Origin of the sequence: Brucella tritici (assembly GCF_008932295.1) — a bacterium.
GTDB classification, from domain to species: domain Bacteria; phylum Pseudomonadota; class Alphaproteobacteria; order Rhizobiales; family Rhizobiaceae; genus Brucella; species Brucella tritici.
This window is the reverse complement of record NZ_WBWA01000030.1, coordinates 32,803-49,654: the sequence shown is the minus strand read 5'-3', so window position 1 is coordinate 49,654 and position 16,852 is coordinate 32,803. Positions and strand designations below refer to the sequence as shown.

The following is a 16,852-nucleotide window of genomic DNA, read 5'->3' as shown; positions in this document are numbered from 1 at the left end:
TTCACTCGCTTCAACGTAACCCTTTGATAGCGCGGTCAGCGAATACGCCGCAACAGCCTCTCGCGATAGGTATCCACAATCACCGCGAGGATAATCACCGTACCGATAATGATCGGTTTGTAGTTATCACCGATGCCGAGCAATTGCAGGCCGGTCGCCAGCACCTGCAGGATACAGGCACCGGCCAGCGTGCCCACGATTGATCCCTTGCCGCCGAAAAGACTTGTCCCGCCAATGATGACGGCTGCGATCGCGTTGAGTTCATAGCCGACGCCCGCAATCGGGCTGCCGATGTTCAGGCGCAGGAGATACACAATCGCAGCAATACCGGCAGTGACACCGGAAATGACAAACGCAGCGATCTTGTAGGCATCTGGATTGTGACCGGACAGGCGCACCGCCTCGTCATTGGCACCGACCGCGTAAATCATACGCCCGAAAACGGTAAAGCGCAGCACAAACCAGCCAATGGCGATCACAGCCACCGCGATCAGGAAAATCGACGGCAGGAAACCGCCGACAATCAGATTACCGAAATCGACAAAACCCTGCGGAAGCCCGGTGATAGTGGAATTGTTGGAGACGACACGTGCCGCACCGGCTGCGATATTGAGCATGCCCAGCGTGACAATAAACGACGGGATTTTCCAGTAGGTCGACACCTTGCCGTTGATGAACCCGCAAAGCCCGCCAACGGCAATACATGCCAGAACAGCCAGCGGGATGGACAAGGCAGGCTCCAGACCAGAGGTCATAATAAGCGCGCCCACAACCGTACATAAGGCAAGCACCGAGCCAACGGAAAGGTCTATGCCGCCAGTTAGGATGACAAAGGTCATACCTGCCGCAAGGACCGTATTGATCGCAATCTGAACGAAAATCTTCAGCGCATTGCCCGACGTTGCGAAATAGGGCGCGGTGATGGAAAATACCAGCGTTATCAGGATCAACGCCAGAAATACGCCGGCATCACGCAACAGGAAGCGTTTCAGCTTCTGGCGATCGACAGCACCGGGGTGTTGGGCAGATGGAGAAGTGGGGTCCGTCATGCGTGAACATGCTCCTGATAAGCGAGCGAAAGAATACGCTCCTGGTCGAATTGCGACCGGTCCAATTCCCCCACCAGTTTGCCGTTGGAGAAAACAATGATGCGGTGACACATGCCGATCAGCTCGGGCAGATCCGAGGAAATCATGATAATTGCCTTCTGGTTGGCGGCCAGCATCCACAGAAGTTGATAAATCTCTCGCCTGGCGCCAACATCGACCCCACGTGTCGGTTCATCGAGTATCAGTGTGGACGAACCGCGAAACAGCCATTTTGCCAGAACCACCTTTTGCTGATTACCGCCGGAGAGGTTACGTACCGGCGTATCGATGGATGCCGTCTTGACGCGCAACCGCTCGACCAGTTCAGCCACCGCACTTTTCTCCACGCTACCGTCCAGCAGACCACCGTGCGAGATTTTTTTCAGGTCGGTGATCGTGGCGTTGACATAGACAGGCATGTCAAGCAGCAACCCCTGGCTCTTGCGGTCTTCCGTCAAGAAACCAAGGCCGTTGCGCACCGCATCGCGCGGATCACGGATATTTACCGGCCTTCCATCTATATCGATTTCCCCTGCCGATCTTGGATCGGCGCCGAAGATTGCGCGCATCACCTCGGTACGGCCTGACCCGACCAGACCGGCGACACCAAGAATTTCTCCATGGCGCACCGAGAACGAAACAGGCGGGGCGCCATTGTTGCGCTTCACATCCCTCACCGCCAAGGCGACAGCGCCGGGCCTGATATCCGCATTGAAGCTGTACTCATCCGCAATGTCGCGGCCGATCATCATGCGTACCAGATCCGGCACGCTCAACCCCTGCAGATCGCGCGTCTCGACCAGTCTGCCATTGCGCAAAACCGTCACGCGGTCGCCAATCTCGAAAACCTCGTGCAGACGGTGGGAGATGTAGATGATCGTGACACCTTTCGCCTTCAGACGCTTGATGATCGCAAACAACCGCTCGATTTCCGGCGGCGTCAATGTCGCCGTCGGCTCGTCCAGAACCAGCAGTTTGCTGTCATAACCGAGCGCCTTGGCGATCTCGACCAACTGCATTTGCGCAACGCCCAGCTCCGAAACCGGCATACGCGGATCGACCGCCAGGCCGACCTCAGCCAAAAGCTCTTCGGCGCGGCGGTTCAGCGTTGCCCGATCCATGATCCCGAAGCGCCTCGGAAGGCTTTCCAGCATCAGGTTTTCGGCAATGGAAAGATGCGACAGCAGGTTGAGTTCCTGATGAACGATGCGAATACCCTGAACCTGCGCATCATGCGGGGTCTTTGGCTTGTAGGGCTGGCCGTTCAGAAAAATCTCGCCCGTGTCGGGCTGATATATGCCAGCGAGAAGTTTGATGAGGGTCGACTTGCCGGCGCCGTTTTCGCCCAGGATGATATGCGTCTCGCCACGCTGCAGCTCCAGCGTGATACCATCCAACGCAACTACACCCGGAAAGGTCTTGCCGACATTTTCCAATCTTAAAATGGCGTCGGCTGACTGCATGTCTGTTCCTGCCTGCCGGGTGAGGAGGAGCGGCGCTACGGGCGCCGCCCGAAAATTGGCAATATTTCAGAAATTTCGGGTTCAGAGATCTTGGGCGGTGATCAGTTTGATATCCGTCTTGACCCAGCCGGAAAATTTCTCGCCCGCCAGTTCCTTGAGACCGTAATCAATGCCCATGGCCGCCATCTGCGCGCCGAACTGATCGACGGTGGCAAGCATCTTGCCATCCTTGATCAAAGGCTGGACGGCAGGAATGTTGTCGAAGCCCACGACCTTGATCTGTCCCGACTTTCCAGCAGCATCCAGCGCCTTGACGACGCCGAGCGCCATGGAGTCATTGGCTGCCATCACACCTTGAATGTCCTGATACTGGGTCAGGAAATTGGTCATCAGCGTGTTGGCTTCTTCCGTCTCCCAATGTGCAGTCTTGGAATCGAGCAGTGTCAGGCCGCCTTCAGCCACGGCATCGTCAAAACCTTTCTTGCGCTCCTTGGCGTTGTCTGCTTCCGGATTGCCTTCAAGGATAACCACCTTGCCGCCCTTGCCGAGTTCTTTGGCAAGCGCCATACCGGCAAGCTTTGCACCCTCGCGATTGTCCGGACCAAAGAAGGCAAGATCGACACCGGCCTGCTTTTTCGCCTCTTCATCGAGCGCCACGTCAATGTTGATGACCTTGATGCCGGCTTCCAGAGCCTTTTTAACCGGCGTTACCATGGCCTTGGAATCCGCCGGAGCGAGCACGATCACGTTGAACTGCTGCGTGATGAAGTTCTCAACCGCATCGACCTGGGCGGCGAAATCACGCTCGTCCTTCATGCCGACAGCAGCAAAGGAGAACTTGTCGGTGTTTTTGGCAGCATAGTCCTCGGCACCCGCCTGCATCTGCTTAAAGAACTCGTTGGCGAGCGACTTCATGACCAGACCCACTTTGGGCTTGTCCGCTGCGAAAGACGGCAAGGACGGTAGAAGCAGAGCACCAGCGCCCAGTGCGCTCGATGTTATAAACTGGCGTCGTGAAATTGAAACCCGACCCAGTCCTGTAATAATTGAACTTTTAGTCATGAATTCCTCCCCTAACTTCAGTAAAAATCTGCAGTGTTACTGTAGCGTAGTGCCGTCGATAGAATACTGTCAAGACGGCAAGATGGTGGGAGGCGTTCACGGTTTCCGATCAGCATGACGGAAACCGTGTGATATGAACCGGATCGTGATCCGGCAGGATTGGAACCTTGATACCTGACCCTATGGCCCGTCAGGCAAGGCGCCCATACTGGCGCAGCACAGCGCAAAGACGTTCGTGATCTATGGCCTGGACCAGCAGCCGGTCATAGGGTGTTCCACCCATATCCTCGGCGGCGAGCATGGCATTGACTACGGCCTCCTCCACACTATCGACCGCCGCCAGATAGACGGGATCAAGCGGCTCGTCATTCACCATCTCCACTTCCAGGAAGGGCGTGGAGCGATGCTGCATCGGTCGCTGGTTGGCGGTAGAGAAAGCAATAAAAATATCGCCGGAATTATTGCCACCCGGCGTTCCGTTGCGCCCGATACCGATGCTTGCACGCCGCGCAAGGCGTTTCAGTTGGTGCGGCATCAATGGCAGATCGGTCGCCAGCACGACGATAATCGAACCCCGCTCCTGCAACTGACTCTGCGGCGTACCATCCCGCATATGCTGCCCCACCGGCACACCGGCAATGGTCAGCCAATCGCGCTGGCCGTGATTGGCCTGCACCAGCGCGCCAATTGTAAAACTGCGCCCGCCAAATTCGACCACGCGCGATGCAGTACCAGTGCCTCCCTTGAAGCCATAGGTAATCATTGCAGTGCCGCCGCCGCAATTGCCTTCCTGCACCGGGCCGGACGCAACATTGTCGAGCGCCTTGCGCACATCGGCTTCCGTAACCGGAAAACCGTTGATGTCGTTGAGCGCACCGTCATAGGTCTCCGCGATCACGGGCATAATCCAGAGATAGTCATCGGTCTGATATGTCGAGGAATAGCGGTCAACCATCCAACGCACGGTGGCATGATGCGCCATGCCGATGCCGTGTGTATTGGTGATGACGACTGGCCCGAGGAAATAGCCGCCGTCTTCGATCCAGTGCGTGCCGGTCATTTCTCCATTGCCGTTGAAGCGATGAACACCGGCATAGACCGGAACCGGAGTTTCAGACTGAATATGGGGCAGAATGGCCGTCACACCGCTGCGCGCAGGACGCTTGCGGCCCGGGCGTGGCTCATTCTCGATGATCGTCTGGAAGCCGACGCCCACGCCGTCGACATCTGTGATAGCATTATGCGGGCCGGTCGTGCCGGTAAAGGGGAGGCCCAGATCGCGGCCGCGCGGTTTGCGTGTAGTTGTTTGTGATGTCATGTTATTTCTGCCTGTAATGGAGATAGAACCAAGCGAAGCACGGCCAGGTCCGCAATGTCTTACCTTAGAGATTGCCTTGATCAACCAAAATCCACGACGATGCCGGTTGCGATAATCAGCAGAACCATTGCAGCAATGACGGTGTAGACATAGTCACGCTCACGCAGGAAAAGATACATCGTCAGTGCGACCCGAGTGATCGGCAAAAGAATAAATACCCCGACACCGGCCTTCACAATGTCGTAGCCGTTCAGCACAAGCGATTTTGGGGCAATGGCACTCATGATGATACCGGCTGCGATCAGGGCGGAGGCGAGCCATGTCCCATACCATAGAAGTGCACCAATGGCCCTGTCCCGGCGTTGGGCGTCTGCAACAGTTTTCATTTTGAACCTCCAATGATCTCGATACCGAAAGCGCTCAGAAGCATCTGGACCGCGAGCACAAGCAGGACTGCAACGAAGAATATGCGCAGTTTTTCCGCCGGAAGGCTCATGAGCAGGCGGGCGCCGACCAGCGCCCCGACAACCGAACCGAGCGCAATCGGTCCCGTGATCCCGATATCGATGTCACCACGAACAAAATAGGTGCTGGCGCTCGCAGCCGCCGTAACACCGATCATGAAGTTGGAGGTGGCGGACGAGACCTTGATCGGAAGCTTCAAGGCCGTGTCCATTGCCGGAATCTTGAGAACGCCCGAGCCAATTCCCAGGAGTGCAGAGACCAATCCCGCCCCATACATAAGCGCCATGCCAAGCGGAACATGACCGACCCGATAATGCACCTCCCGCCCCGTTATGTGGTCGGGAAAGCTCGAATGCAGCCGAAGGCTTGTGGCGAGGCTCTGCGCACCAGACGCGCTTGAGCCTCTTTCCTCCCGCCTCCGTACCAGCATCTGCTTTGCGGAAAGCACCAGAATGGCCGCGAACAGGCCATACAGAACTGAAGTCGAAACGATCCCGATCAGGAACACGCCGGTCAGCGCACCAAGCGTGGTTGCCGTCTCAAGAACAACCGCGAGCCGAACATTGGTCAGCCGCCGCTTCAAAAGCGGAGCAGCGCTGCCGCAGGAACAGGCGATGACCGAAACGATGCTCGCACCGATAGCGACATGAATTTCCACACCGAAAAACAGCGTCAGAGCCGGCACGATGAAGATGCCGCTTGCCATGCCCAGCACACCGCCAAGCGCACTTGCACCGAAAGCCGCTATGAACAGCCATAAAACCAGCATTTCGCCCTCCGGCTATTTGCGATCGCGCGGTCGCCGGGCAAGGCGCGTGACAAAACTGATGAGATCACCGCGATAGTGAAGTCTTTCGTAGTCTATCGCCTGATGCCCCTCCGTGTAGGATGTCCGTTCGATCATGAATACGGCGCTGCCGGGCGCAACAGCGAGCGCCGCCGCAATATCCGGCGCAGCGGTCACGGCCTCCAGCCGATATTCCGCCTCTATGAGGGGCAGATTATATTTGTCTTCCAGCAAGGTGAAGATCGGCTCGACGTCCAGATCGTGCGTGACGATCTTCTCACCGATTTCACGCGGCAGATATGTTTCATCCAAAGACATGGCGACACCATCGGCAAGCCGAACACGCCGAATCCGCATCACCAGAGTTCCCGACGGCAATGCAAGCTGCCGCGCGACCTCTGCATCCGCAGGCACGATTTCTTTATCGAGCAATTGCGCCGTTGCGACCCGACCAAGCGCCTGCATGTCTTCGACAAAGCCGGTCAGCTCAGTCAATTCCTGCATGATCTTCGGTTGAGCAACGAAGGTCCCCTTGCCACGGCGAATTTCGACGAGGCCGCGTGCCACCAGATTCTCGATGGCCTTACGAACGGTCGTCCGGCTGACACCGAAGCGCTCTATCAAACGATCTTCTGGAGGAAGCTGACTGCCAGTCAGCAAAATACCGGCTGAAATATCGTCTGCCAGCGATGTTTCCACCTTGGCGTAGAGGGGAGCATGATCTTCCGCGATTTTCATGCAGACATAGTGACATCATGATGTCACTATGTCAACGAAGACCGTCCGTGAATGAACCTTTTCGTTAGTTGTTTGTTAACCATGCTGGAGGACATCGCCATGCAGTTGATTTTTTGGATTGAGATAACAGCGATCCTGGCCGTCAGCGCAGTCGTCTTCGGCATAACCTGGATCGAAACACACAAGAAATGATGCGATTGTTGCTGATGGACCAGATATGGCTTTGGTCGGGCGTCATCGCGCCTACAATTGTGGGCTTGTATCTGCTTTGGAGATTGCCTCATTGATCTCAGTGGGTGCAACTACATCCATGTGGCTGTTTCAGATAATCCCTTTCAGGCTCAAAAGCCCGAAGGCCGCGATTGTACAGGCATCTTTGATATCGCCGCGAAGGATCATCTCTATTGCTTCCCCGATAGGAAAGCGGCGGCAGATCAGCCCCTGCTCTTCGGCATCAAGACTGGGCTTTCCCATCTGTAGTCCTGTGGCGAGAAAGATGTGGCACTTGTTCGCTGCAAAACCATAGGCTTCGTAAGTCTCGCCGAGATAGACCATGTCCGCAGCGGTCAGCCCGGTTTCCTCTCGCAGCTCTCCGCGAGCCAGAACCAGTGGATCGACGTCCGCCTGCTCCTGCCACGCTCCTTGCGGAAGCTCCCAGAAGCGGTTCCCGACCGGATAGCGGAACTGCTCCACCAGATAGACGCCGTCCTCGTCGTCCATCGCGAAAATCATTGCCGCATCGTTCTTCTCAACGACGCCATAAATGCTTTCACTGCCATCCGGGTAAACGATGCGATCCTCGCGAACCTTCATCCAACGATTTTCGTAAACCTGCCTGGACCCCAGTGTTTTAATTTCGGACATTGCGTCCCCCAATAAAAACTTGTCGTTCTTTTCCGACAGGCTAGCGCTGAGGCTTGCCTGTCGCAAGAGACGGTTGAGTTGGCGCGCAAACTGCGCCAAGGTGCCGGACATGTTCGATTGGCCACTCATATTTGCCAGCCTGCTAGCTATCGGCGTAGCGGTGTTCCTGATCTACTGCCTCGCAGTGATGATTTTTGCCAAGCCAGACGGCAAACCTGTCGAGCCTACGGCAATCGACACGGTCGATATGCTGCCATTCATGAATCACGACGCTGATTGATATCCCGCTTTCCGAGGCCAGTTGCGCGCTCGATCCGGATTCTATCCGTTCACAGTCCTGCCATGTGATTTTTCCCCGTTCGCTGGATGTTTTGGCATTGCATGCCTCGTTTCCAACGCGGCGATAATGTTAAAAATTTCCTCAGCAAGAAATAGAATTATTCTCAAAAACAATGCCCAAAACACAACATCACAAGAATGTAATTTAGTACATTTTCTAACATCATTATATCATAAACAGACACCACGATCAGCTCTATATCTTGCCATTGGAGATGCAGACCATGATCCACTCGACATCGAATACAGTCGCCTCGGGCGCACCGGAAGCCGGCGTTGGTGCGTTTGGCAACTCTGGCAGGCTTCGGGAATTACAGGCCAAAGTCGAAGATGCCAAACGCAAGGCCAACAACAGCTTGCAACGCGCGCAATCCGCACCGGAGCCGCATGTAACGACGAATTCCATTTTCGTGTCTCTTTATGAAGAGCATCTGCGCGACCGGGAATCGTTGTTTTCTTCGCTGCGGCAGCTTGATGATATGCGCAAAAATGCGAGTATCTGAGGCGACGCGCCCATGAACATGCTTTGCCGTGAAAGAATGACCAAGAACTACGATCAGCCAGAATACGCCGTGCCTTCTACCGATCTGTCCCGGATGGCTTTGACCGAGGAACTCGTTTCGCTGAGCCTTCGGCTTGAGGTTGATCGCGGCCCCGATCCGAGCCGTGCACCGATCACCGACAATGACGTCGATGAACTGGCGGAACAGCTTTTCCTCGAAGCAGGAGACGACCCGCTCTGGGTTTTCGCCTATGGCTCCCTGATCTGGAAGCCGGACTTCAATGCGGTGGACTCGCGCGCCGGAACGGCGAGCGGCTGGCACCGGTCATTCTGCCTTCGGCTGACGCGCTGGCGTGCAACGATGGCCCAGCCGGGCCTCATGCTGGCGCTTCGATCCGGCGGCAGTTGCAAGGGTATCGTTTTCCGCCTGTCCGACGAGGACCGCCTTGGGCAATTGCGCAGAATGATCCGGCGCGAAATCAGTTCAATTGACGATGCCTATTCCATTCGCTGGATCACGGTCGAAACGGAGGACGGGCCTGTGCGTGCGCTCGTTTTCTGGGCTGGACCGCGCGGAGACAGGCTGTCGGACAACATGCCCCTGACGTCCGTGGCGCAACTGCTTGCGCGCGCCTGCGGGCATATGGGTTCCTGCGCAGAGTATCTCTATCTCACCGTCAAGCATCTGGAAGAAAAAGGCATCCGCGACCGCAATCTCTGGGAATTGCAGCGCCTGGTCGCTGAAGAGATCATCAGCATTTATTGCAGGGATGAAATTCAAGGCAAATTGAAACCAGCCTGAGCGGAAACTGCGCGCTAATCCTGATAGGCCAGACTATCGCTGAAATTACCGCTGAAATTGCGCCCGGCTTCACGGGCGATATTGGCCACAAGCGTGATAAGCCGCGTTGCCGCGCTCTCCAGATAAATAGCGCTATAGCTCGTCGCCGGGAAAGCGGCATTGGTATTCAGCACCTGCAGCTCGCCTGTCCGAAGCTCTTTCTGGATTACCACCGGCGGAATGACGGAAATACCGACACCAGCCGAAATCATGTTGATCGTCGTGGTGAGCGAATTGGAATAATGAACGGTCGCATCTTTCAGGCGCTCTTCCGTGAAATAATTGATGATCTGCTGATAATTATAGGAACCGCTCTCATAGGAAATAAGATTGCAGCCGAGCAGGTCATCGCGTGACAGCATGTCTTCTGCCCCGCCCGGAAACTGATTGCTGCGCGATATCCAGAACATGCCGAAAGTGCATATGTCGACGATGCGCAGATTGGGTGAAGGCTCGGGTTGGATGGCGAAAACGATGTCGAGCTCCCGCTGCTCCAGCTTTTGAACGATCCCCTTCGAAGATGAAGTGGTGATCGAGATGCGGATCTGCGGGTAGCGTTGGCGGACAATATCGAGAATGCCCGGCAATATGGTCATGGCGAGGCTCGGAACGATGCCAATCTTCAGCGTGCCTTCAAGCCCATTTTGCGGGCTCAGGCTTTCTACCAGATCATGGTAACGGCGCACGACATCGCGCGCGCCCTCGACAAAAGCTTCGCCTTCCGCCGTCAGGTTGACGTCGCGGGCATCGCGGTCGAAAAGCCGGAACCCCAGCTCCTGCTCCATCGCGCCGATACGATTGGATATTGCCGCAGGCGTCATGTTGAGGCGAGCCGCCGTCGCCCGGAAATTACGCAGTTCCGACAACCAGATCACCGTTTCCAGAAAACGGATATTCATGGACGGGCATGTCCCTTCCCATTTCAATCACCCGCGCGCCTGCGTTTCTTGAAGTCCCTTATTGCGCTTCGGGCAACCAGATTCGTGCTTTCCTTCTAAGACACTTGCGGGATGAAAATAAGCAAATTGTCATGTTCCCTCTCACAAATGACGAGGGCCGGCCGAAACCGGCCCTATCGCATCAGCTTCCCGCGTGAGCGAGAATTTTCTTGGTGGCGCCAGACACGTCACCAAGCTTGAGACCTGTCTTCACCGAAGCTTCGCGTACCTTGCCCTTGTCCTGTATTTCGAGCGCACGCGAGGCGACCGCATTCACCTCGTCACGCGGCAGAACCAGAACTCCGCTCTCATCGGCCAGGATGGCATCACCGGGATTGACGACGACACCGCCGCAGGAGACCGGAATGTTGATGCCCCCGCCCAGGTCATAGAGCCGGGTGGTGATGGGCGAGATACCCCTCGCCCACATCGGAAAATCGGAATCCTCGATTTCCGTCAGGTCCGTGCAAGGACCATCAACGATCCCGGCGACCGCACCAGAAGCCTTCGCAGCGATGGTCACACCGCCGCCCCAGCACGCATAGCGGTCGTCTCCCATCCGGTCCACCACCAGAATATCGCCGGGACGGAGCATTCCGGTTACGTGGTGAAGCAGGGTGGAATCCGGCCCCGGTATGGCGATGGTGACGGCAGTGCCGACCACACGGCGCTTCGGGAGGAGCGGCTGGATGGAACGGTGCATGAAACCGAAGAAACGCCAGTGCCCGACAGTGGCTGTCTCGACCCCCGATAGAAGCTGGAGATCACCGGCAGGAACCTGCTCCGGCATGGGATTGATCGTATACATATGACGCCTCCTATGCGCAGGCTTGCAACTGCTTGCCGATGCGGCGATGGCTGACCATCGGAATAAGCGAACGCACACGCTCGATCTGCGCGCGCTCGATGCGCGCCGTCACGAAGCCGACGCCATCGGACGCGCGCGCCATGACATGGCCCCACGGATCGCAGACGAGCGAGTGACCATAGGTATGACGACGCTCGCCATTCGAAACCGTGCTGCCGGTCTGGCCGCAGGCGGCAAAATAGGTCTGGGTTTCAATGGCGCGGGCACGCGCCAGCACCTCCCAGTGATCCTTGCCGGTTTGCAGCGTGAACGCGGCGGGAAGCACGATGACATCGGCACCGGCCTTTTCCAGCTCCAGATAAAGCTCGGCAAAGCGGATATCGTAGCAGATAGCGCAGCCGATCTTGAACCCGTCGAGATCATAGACGACGACATTCTCGCCCGGCTTGACGGTTGCCGATTCCTTATAGGCCGTCCCGTCCGGCCCGACGATGTCGAACATATGGATCTTGCGATAATGCGCGATCTCTTTGCCTTCGCGATTGAAGACGAAGGTGGAATTGTAGATGCGCTTTTCGTTTGGAACCTTTTCCATCAAGGTTCCGGCATGGACGAAGACCTTGTGCTCGCGAGCAAAGTCCTGCGCCATCTTGTAGGCAGGGCCATCGGGAACACTCTCGGCTGCCGCAAGTTTCTCATCCGGAGTACCACCGTAATATTCGAAATATTCGGGCAGCACGATCAGGTCCGGAGAATCCGTGCGCACGGCATCTTCCATCAATCCCCGCGTAATGCGCAGGTTTTCCGCCTTGTCGGTCTGCGGGCTCGTTTGGATCAGACTAATCTTCATTTTTTCCTCCAGCAAATGAGTGGGTGTTCAGTTCAATCAGGCAACCAGGGCTTCGCTTTTCAGCATGTTCACAGTCGAAACCATGCCCTGGCGAAGCGTCATGTTCTGGGTGGCGACGACCAGCATCGCGGCGCCCTCTTCCTGTGCGAAGCGCCGTTCGGCTTCAGTCCAGGCGGGCATGATCCATGGCTTCCCGGCAGCGCGTGCAGCGGCTGCACAACGGTGCAGATCGGCCTTGTCGTCATCATTGAAAGCGTAGGCTCCCCGACCACGCGCAAGCGCCAGATCCGAAGGGCCGGGAAACAAGCCGTCAACCGTATCAAGCGCTATGATCTTCTCGACGTCGGCTAGACTTTCCGCCGTCTCGATCATGGCGAAGCATTTGGTGCGCTTGTTCTCTTTTTCGAAGGCGTCGGTCGCCGGACGGGCATAGCCGAAAATGCGACCACCCGTATAAGAGCGCGTGCCGACCAGCGGATATTTTGCAGCCTTCGTAACCTGATGCGCATGTTCTACACCGAGGATATGCGGAACGATGACGCCATCCGATCCGAAGTCCAGCGCCTGCTGAATGGCTTCTGGCGTCGGTGCCAGCACCTTGGTCAGGGTGGAGAGACCCTGCGCCTTGGTGAAAGCCAGAAACTGGTCCAGCGTAGACAGGTCGAAAGTTCCGTGCTCAAGTTCCAGAACGAAGGATGAGAAGCCGCAGGTCCGGGCAATTTCGAGATAGCTGAAATGCGGTTGCGACATCCAGAGGGCGATATTTTCCATGCTTGCAGTCACTTTCAGTTGGGAGGTTATTTGCCGATTGTGCGTGACAATCCGAGTGTGCGTTCGATGACGAAGATGATGAGCAGCGTCGCCGTGATCAGCACCACCGAGATGGAAGCGGTCATCGGGTCGGTGCGGCTTTCGACATAGTTGAAGATTTCAACCGGCAGCGTCGTCATGCGTGGCCCGGTGATGAAGAGCGAGATCACCACCTCATCGAAGGACAGAAGGAAGGACAAAGCCGCACTTGCCACCAGACCCGGCATCATCAACGGCAGGGTGATGCGACGGAACACGGTGAACGGTGACGCACCCAGCATCGTGGCGGCCTCTTCGACCGATGGTGGCAAAGTAGAGAATGCCGTTATCATGATGCGGATGACGTAAGGGGTCGTCACGATCAGATGGGCGATCACAAGGCCCGTAAATGTGCCGAGCAGTTCCAGCCTCACGAACACCAGCAGAATGGCAAGGCCAAGCACGATGGACGGCAGAAGCAGCGGCGCGGTGAAGAGGTTCAGCACCGCTTCGCGTCCACGGAACTGATAACGGCGTATGGCATAGGCCGCCGGGATACCCGCCAGCAGCGACAGGACGGTGACGACCGATGCAATGCCGAGGCTGATCCAGAACGCCTGAATGAGCGTTTCATGATGCAGCATTTCCGCATACCACCGCACACCCCAGCTCTGCGGCGGAAAAGTCAGATAGTTGTCGTTGCTGAACGATAGCGGCACGACGACCAGAATGGGGGCCAGCAGGAACAGATAGAGCAGGCCGACCAGAAGGCGGAATGGCAATGAAGTTGAACCAATCATCTCGTTTCTCCTTTGCCAGTCAGTCGATGCGACGTGCGATGCGGGAATAGACCATCAAGGCGAGACCGAAGATGATCAGGACAATGACGGAGGTTGCCGCAGCCCGCGGCCATTCAAGCTGGATTACGGCCTGATCGTAGATTTCCGTCGCCAGCAGGAACACGCGCCCGCCGCCAAGCAATTTCGGCGTGATGAAGGAGCTGATCGCCAGCACGAAGCAAAGCAGACAGCCAAGTGCGATACCCGGCAAGGTAAGCGGCAGGATGATCCGGCGAAACCGCGTGAAGGCATTGGCGCCAAGGGATGCCGCGGCCTCCTCAAGCGAGGCGTTCAGGCGCCCAAAACCGGCAATCAACGACAGAGCCATATAAGGGATCAGGATTTCCACCATGCCGATGAATACGCCGAGCGTATTGTTAACAAGCCTGATGGGGGAGGAAATGATGCCGAGATTCATCAAGGCTCCATTGACAAGTCCCTGATCGCCGAGAAGCACCATCCAGCCATAGGTGCGCACCACGCTGCTGACGAGCAGCGGCGAGACCGTCACCACAAAAAGGAAGTTGCGCCAGACCGGCGAAACACGATGCAGGAAAAGCGCGATTGGATAAGCACAAACCAGCGTTGCCAGCGTGATGAACGCGCTCAGCCAGAGCGAGTTGAACACAAGCCCCCAATTGAAGCTGTCGGTGAAGAAATTGATGTAGTTTTCGAATGTATAGCGGTCTGTCAGGACGCCGCCACTCTCGCTCTGCAGGAAGGATATCTGCGCAAGATGCGCAACCGGCGCGACGAAGGCGATGAGATTGATCAAGGCCATCGGCAGAAGGAGCGCAACGGCGACGAGGCTGTAGCGTCTGCGCCTTGATGACTTTGCCGGAATGATGTCGGTTGATGTGATCGCTGTCATGACATCAGCTCCCGAAAACCAGCATATCTTCCGGTTTCCATTCGCACAGCAGCCGGTCACCGGTATGGAACGCATGTCCCGCACTGGCGGTCGGTACTTCGACTTTCAGGCAGGCGCCCTCAATCTCGATGTCGTATTGAACGATGTCACCGATATAGGTCGTGCGCTCGATCACGCCATGCGCGCTGTTGGTTACGACGCTGACAAGATTGCGATCGCGGTTGGGCGTGAGATTGATGCGATGCGGACGAATGGCGATCTGCCCTGAGCCGCGCGACTTTCCATGCGTGTTGCAGCGATAGGTGCCGCTGCCCAGACGGCAGACATTTTCGTCGACGATCTCGCAATTGTGGACATTGGCGCGACCGACGAACTTGGCCACAAACAGGGAGGATGGCTTCTCATAGATTTCTTCCGGCGAACCGAGCTGTGCCAGCTTGCCGCTATCCATCACGCCGACGACATCGCACATTGTGAGCGCTTCGACCTGGTCATGCGTAACGAAAACCGTGGTGATGTCGAGGCGCTTCTGAATCTCGCGGATTTCGATCCGCATGTCATCGCGCAGCTTCGCATCCAGATTGGATAGAGGCTCGTCGAGCAGAAGAATGCGCGGGCGGATGACCAGTGCACGCGCCAGAGCCACGCGCTGCTGCTGACCGCCAGACATTTCTTTCGGCTTGCGCGAACCATAGCCAGGAAGCCGCACCATTTCGAGCGCTTCCTCGACCCGCTTCTTCGCCTCAGCCTTGCCAACCTTGCGCATATCGAGACCGAAAGCGACATTTTCGGCCACGGTCATATGCGGGAACAAGGCGTAGTTCTGGAAAACCAGACCGATATCGCGCTGATGAGGCGGCCTGTGTGAAATATCGTTGCCATCAATCAGAATGTTGCCGTCCGAAATCGAGGCGAGACCGGCAATCATGCGCAAAGTTGTCGTCTTTCCGCAACCGGATGGGCCGAGGAGGCCGAGCAATTTTCCGCGCGGCAGATCGAGATGAAGGTCGTCCACTGCCCGGTAATTGTTACCGTAAAGCTTGGTGAGAGCCTTCAACTGTAGAAATGAGTTTTCTGCTACCATATCGAAACCTGTGAGGGGTCGTTGCCGCCCCGGCGAAACGGGGCGGAAGCGTGAATTTCAGGGTGAGGCAGGGGTTAACGACCAGCCGGAATGATCTGGCGGCGCCAGGGATTGAGCAGCTTGTCGCGCATATCGCCGATTGTCATCCAGTTGACCGGAATGAGCTTTTCGCGCTGGACCGGGTCCATGTACGGAATGCGCTTTTTCGTTTCGTCGTTCACGTCCGCTTTCGTGTTCGATGGCGCATAGAACATGATCTCGGCGAACCGGGCCTGCGCCTCGGGGCTTATCGCGTAGTCGATGAATGTCCTGGTTGCATCCATGTTCTTGCCATTGGCAATCGCACTGATGACGTTCACCTGCGCAGCCGTGCCTTCCTTCGGGCCGGCTGACTGAAGCTTTCCGCCGGTCTGGTCGAAGTAGAACTGGGCGCGGGCATTGTAGCCGATCGACAAGGTCGCCATGCCGTTTGCGACCAGCGTATAGGCATCGGGCTTCGGTTCCCATGTCTGTACGGCAGGAGCCAGTTCCACCAGCTTGTCGACGCCCGGTTTCACAGTCTTCGTATAGTCGTCTTCACCAGCGAGACGGTTCGCGATGATCGTCAGCAGGATGGCTTGGATATCGCCGCCGCCCTGCGCCGGGATGATGACCTTGCCGCTTTGCTGCTTGTCCCAGAGCGCTTCCCAGCTATCCGGTGAACCCTTCGCAAATGCATCGTGATTATAAAGAAGCGAAAGCGTGTCATATGTAATCGGTATTGCAGCGCCAGCGAGTTCCTTGCCAAGATCGGCGACATCCGCATAATTTTTGAGCGATGCCGGATCAAGCTTCTCGACCAGCCCTTCCTCATCGGCAATCTTGGCGACCGAGAGGTCATAGATGACCGCATCCGTCTGGGGCGAGGATTTCTGGGCGCGCATATTTCCGAGCGATGTCGCTGCATTCTGCACGCCGTAATAAGTGACCTTGATGTCGGGATGTTCCTTCTGGAACGGTTCGATGACGGCCTTGACGTAATTGTCCTGGAATGCGCCGCGATAACCCATCACGGTAATTTCCGCAGCGTTGGCTGCGTAAACAGTCATTGCCGAAACACTCAACGCTAAACTTGCCAGAAAAGCCGATTTTCTGTTGATCGAACGTGCCATCAGTCACTCCCCTTTTGTTTGAGGGTAAGGTGAAGAATGGTGGCCGGAGCGTCCA

The 16,852-nt window shown here is 56.6% G+C and carries 19 protein-coding genes; 3 read left to right on the top strand and 16 right to left on the bottom strand.

Annotation, left to right across the window (positions count from 1 at the left end; translation table 11 throughout):
• Positions 1 to 35 precede the first annotated feature (35 nt).
• The 8 genes from F9K91_RS21925 to F9K91_RS21890 all read right to left on the bottom strand — a co-directional run bounded on the left by F9K91_RS21925 (position 36) and on the right by F9K91_RS21890 (position 7,785).
• Positions 36 to 1,049, bottom strand: a complete 1,014-nt coding sequence (locus F9K91_RS21925; protein ID WP_151558620.1) for an ABC transporter permease — start codon at positions 1,047 to 1,049, stop codon at positions 36 to 38.
• Complete coding sequence (locus tag F9K91_RS21920; protein WP_151653215.1) at positions 1,046 to 2,551, bottom strand: sugar ABC transporter ATP-binding protein; 1,506 nt, start codon at positions 2,549 to 2,551, stop codon at positions 1,046 to 1,048. Before F9K91_RS21920 ends, F9K91_RS21925 begins: the two co-directional genes overlap by 4 nt.
• An 81-nt stretch (positions 2,552 to 2,632) precedes the next feature.
• Positions 2,633 to 3,613: a sugar ABC transporter substrate-binding protein gene (locus F9K91_RS21915; RefSeq protein ID WP_010660486.1), complete on the bottom strand. Its 981-nt coding sequence runs from the start codon at positions 3,611 to 3,613 to the stop codon at positions 2,633 to 2,635.
• Between the two features lie 190 nt (positions 3,614 to 3,803).
• Positions 3,804 to 4,931, bottom strand: a complete 1,128-nt coding sequence (locus F9K91_RS21910; protein ID WP_151678724.1) for a DmpA family aminopeptidase — start codon at positions 4,929 to 4,931, stop codon at positions 3,804 to 3,806.
• Positions 4,932 to 5,011: 80 nt separating this feature from the next.
• Positions 5,012 to 5,317, bottom strand: coding sequence for a DUF1634 domain-containing protein (locus F9K91_RS21905; protein ID WP_151653219.1), 306 nt, complete (start codon positions 5,315 to 5,317; stop codon positions 5,012 to 5,014).
• Positions 5,314 to 6,165, bottom strand: coding sequence for a sulfite exporter TauE/SafE family protein (locus F9K91_RS21900; RefSeq protein ID WP_151653221.1), 852 nt, complete (start codon positions 6,163 to 6,165; stop codon positions 5,314 to 5,316). The genes F9K91_RS21905 and F9K91_RS21900 overlap by 4 nt, the downstream gene beginning before the upstream one ends.
• 12 nt (positions 6,166 to 6,177) lie before the next feature.
• Positions 6,178 to 6,921 carry a GntR family transcriptional regulator gene (locus F9K91_RS21895; protein WP_151678723.1) on the bottom strand — a complete coding sequence of 248 codons (744 nt, stop codon included), beginning with the start codon at positions 6,919 to 6,921 and terminating at the stop codon, positions 6,178 to 6,180.
• A gap of 321 nt (positions 6,922 to 7,242) precedes the next feature.
• The gene (locus F9K91_RS21890; RefSeq protein ID WP_151558608.1) at positions 7,243 to 7,785 is read right to left on the bottom strand and encodes an NUDIX domain-containing protein; all 543 of its coding nucleotides are present in this window, start codon (positions 7,783 to 7,785) and stop codon (positions 7,243 to 7,245) included.
• Positions 7,786 to 7,894: 109 nt separating this feature from the next.
• Here F9K91_RS21890 and F9K91_RS26070 point away from each other — a divergent pair, with 109 nt between their 5' ends.
• The 3 genes from F9K91_RS26070 to F9K91_RS21880 all read left to right on the top strand — a co-directional run bounded on the left by F9K91_RS26070 (position 7,895) and on the right by F9K91_RS21880 (position 9,428).
• The gene (locus F9K91_RS26070) at positions 7,895 to 8,065 is read left to right on the top strand and encodes a hypothetical protein (RefSeq protein ID WP_155723803.1); all 171 of its coding nucleotides are present in this window, start codon (positions 7,895 to 7,897) and stop codon (positions 8,063 to 8,065) included.
• Between the two features lie 283 nt (positions 8,066 to 8,348).
• Positions 8,349 to 8,627: a hypothetical protein gene (locus tag F9K91_RS21885; protein ID WP_151558606.1), complete on the top strand. Its 279-nt coding sequence runs from the start codon at positions 8,349 to 8,351 to the stop codon at positions 8,625 to 8,627.
• Between the two features lie 36 nt (positions 8,628 to 8,663).
• Positions 8,664 to 9,428, top strand: coding sequence for a gamma-glutamylcyclotransferase (locus F9K91_RS21880; RefSeq protein ID WP_235913355.1), 765 nt, complete (start codon positions 8,664 to 8,666; stop codon positions 9,426 to 9,428).
• 14 nt (positions 9,429 to 9,442) lie between these two features.
• Here F9K91_RS21880 and F9K91_RS21875 read toward each other — a convergent pair whose 3' ends face one another.
• From F9K91_RS21875 to F9K91_RS21840, 8 genes are all read right to left on the bottom strand, one after another.
• Positions 9,443 to 10,366, bottom strand: a complete 924-nt coding sequence (locus F9K91_RS21875) for a LysR family transcriptional regulator (protein ID WP_151678722.1) — start codon at positions 10,364 to 10,366, stop codon at positions 9,443 to 9,445.
• Positions 10,367 to 10,547: 181 nt separating this feature from the next.
• A complete protein-coding gene (locus F9K91_RS21870) occupies positions 10,548 to 11,213 on the bottom strand; it encodes an RraA family protein (protein ID WP_061345718.1) in 666 nt (221 codons plus the stop codon).
• A gap of 10 nt (positions 11,214 to 11,223) precedes the next feature.
• Entirely contained in the window at positions 11,224 to 12,063 is an 840-nt protein-coding gene (locus F9K91_RS21865) for a carbon-nitrogen hydrolase family protein (protein WP_151678721.1), read from the bottom strand.
• A 36-nt stretch (positions 12,064 to 12,099) separates the two neighbouring features.
• Positions 12,100 to 12,834 carry an HpcH/HpaI aldolase family protein gene (locus F9K91_RS21860; RefSeq protein WP_151558195.1) on the bottom strand — a complete coding sequence of 245 codons (735 nt, stop codon included), beginning with the start codon at positions 12,832 to 12,834 and terminating at the stop codon, positions 12,100 to 12,102.
• Positions 12,835 to 12,860: 26 nt separating this feature from the next.
• Entirely contained in the window at positions 12,861 to 13,652 is a 792-nt protein-coding gene (locus F9K91_RS21855) for an ABC transporter permease (RefSeq protein WP_151558193.1), read from the bottom strand.
• A gap of 19 nt (positions 13,653 to 13,671) precedes the next feature.
• Positions 13,672 to 14,562 (bottom strand): ABC transporter permease, encoded by an 891-nt coding sequence (locus F9K91_RS21850; RefSeq protein WP_151558191.1) that lies wholly within the window; start codon positions 14,560 to 14,562, stop codon positions 13,672 to 13,674.
• 4 nt (positions 14,563 to 14,566) lie between these two features.
• Positions 14,567 to 15,646: an ABC transporter ATP-binding protein gene (locus tag F9K91_RS21845; protein WP_151678720.1), complete on the bottom strand. Its 1,080-nt coding sequence runs from the start codon at positions 15,644 to 15,646 to the stop codon at positions 14,567 to 14,569.
• Between the two features lie 74 nt (positions 15,647 to 15,720).
• A complete protein-coding gene (locus F9K91_RS21840; protein WP_151678719.1) occupies positions 15,721 to 16,797 on the bottom strand; it encodes an extracellular solute-binding protein in 1,077 nt (358 codons plus the stop codon).
• Positions 16,798 to 16,852 lie beyond the last annotated feature (55 nt).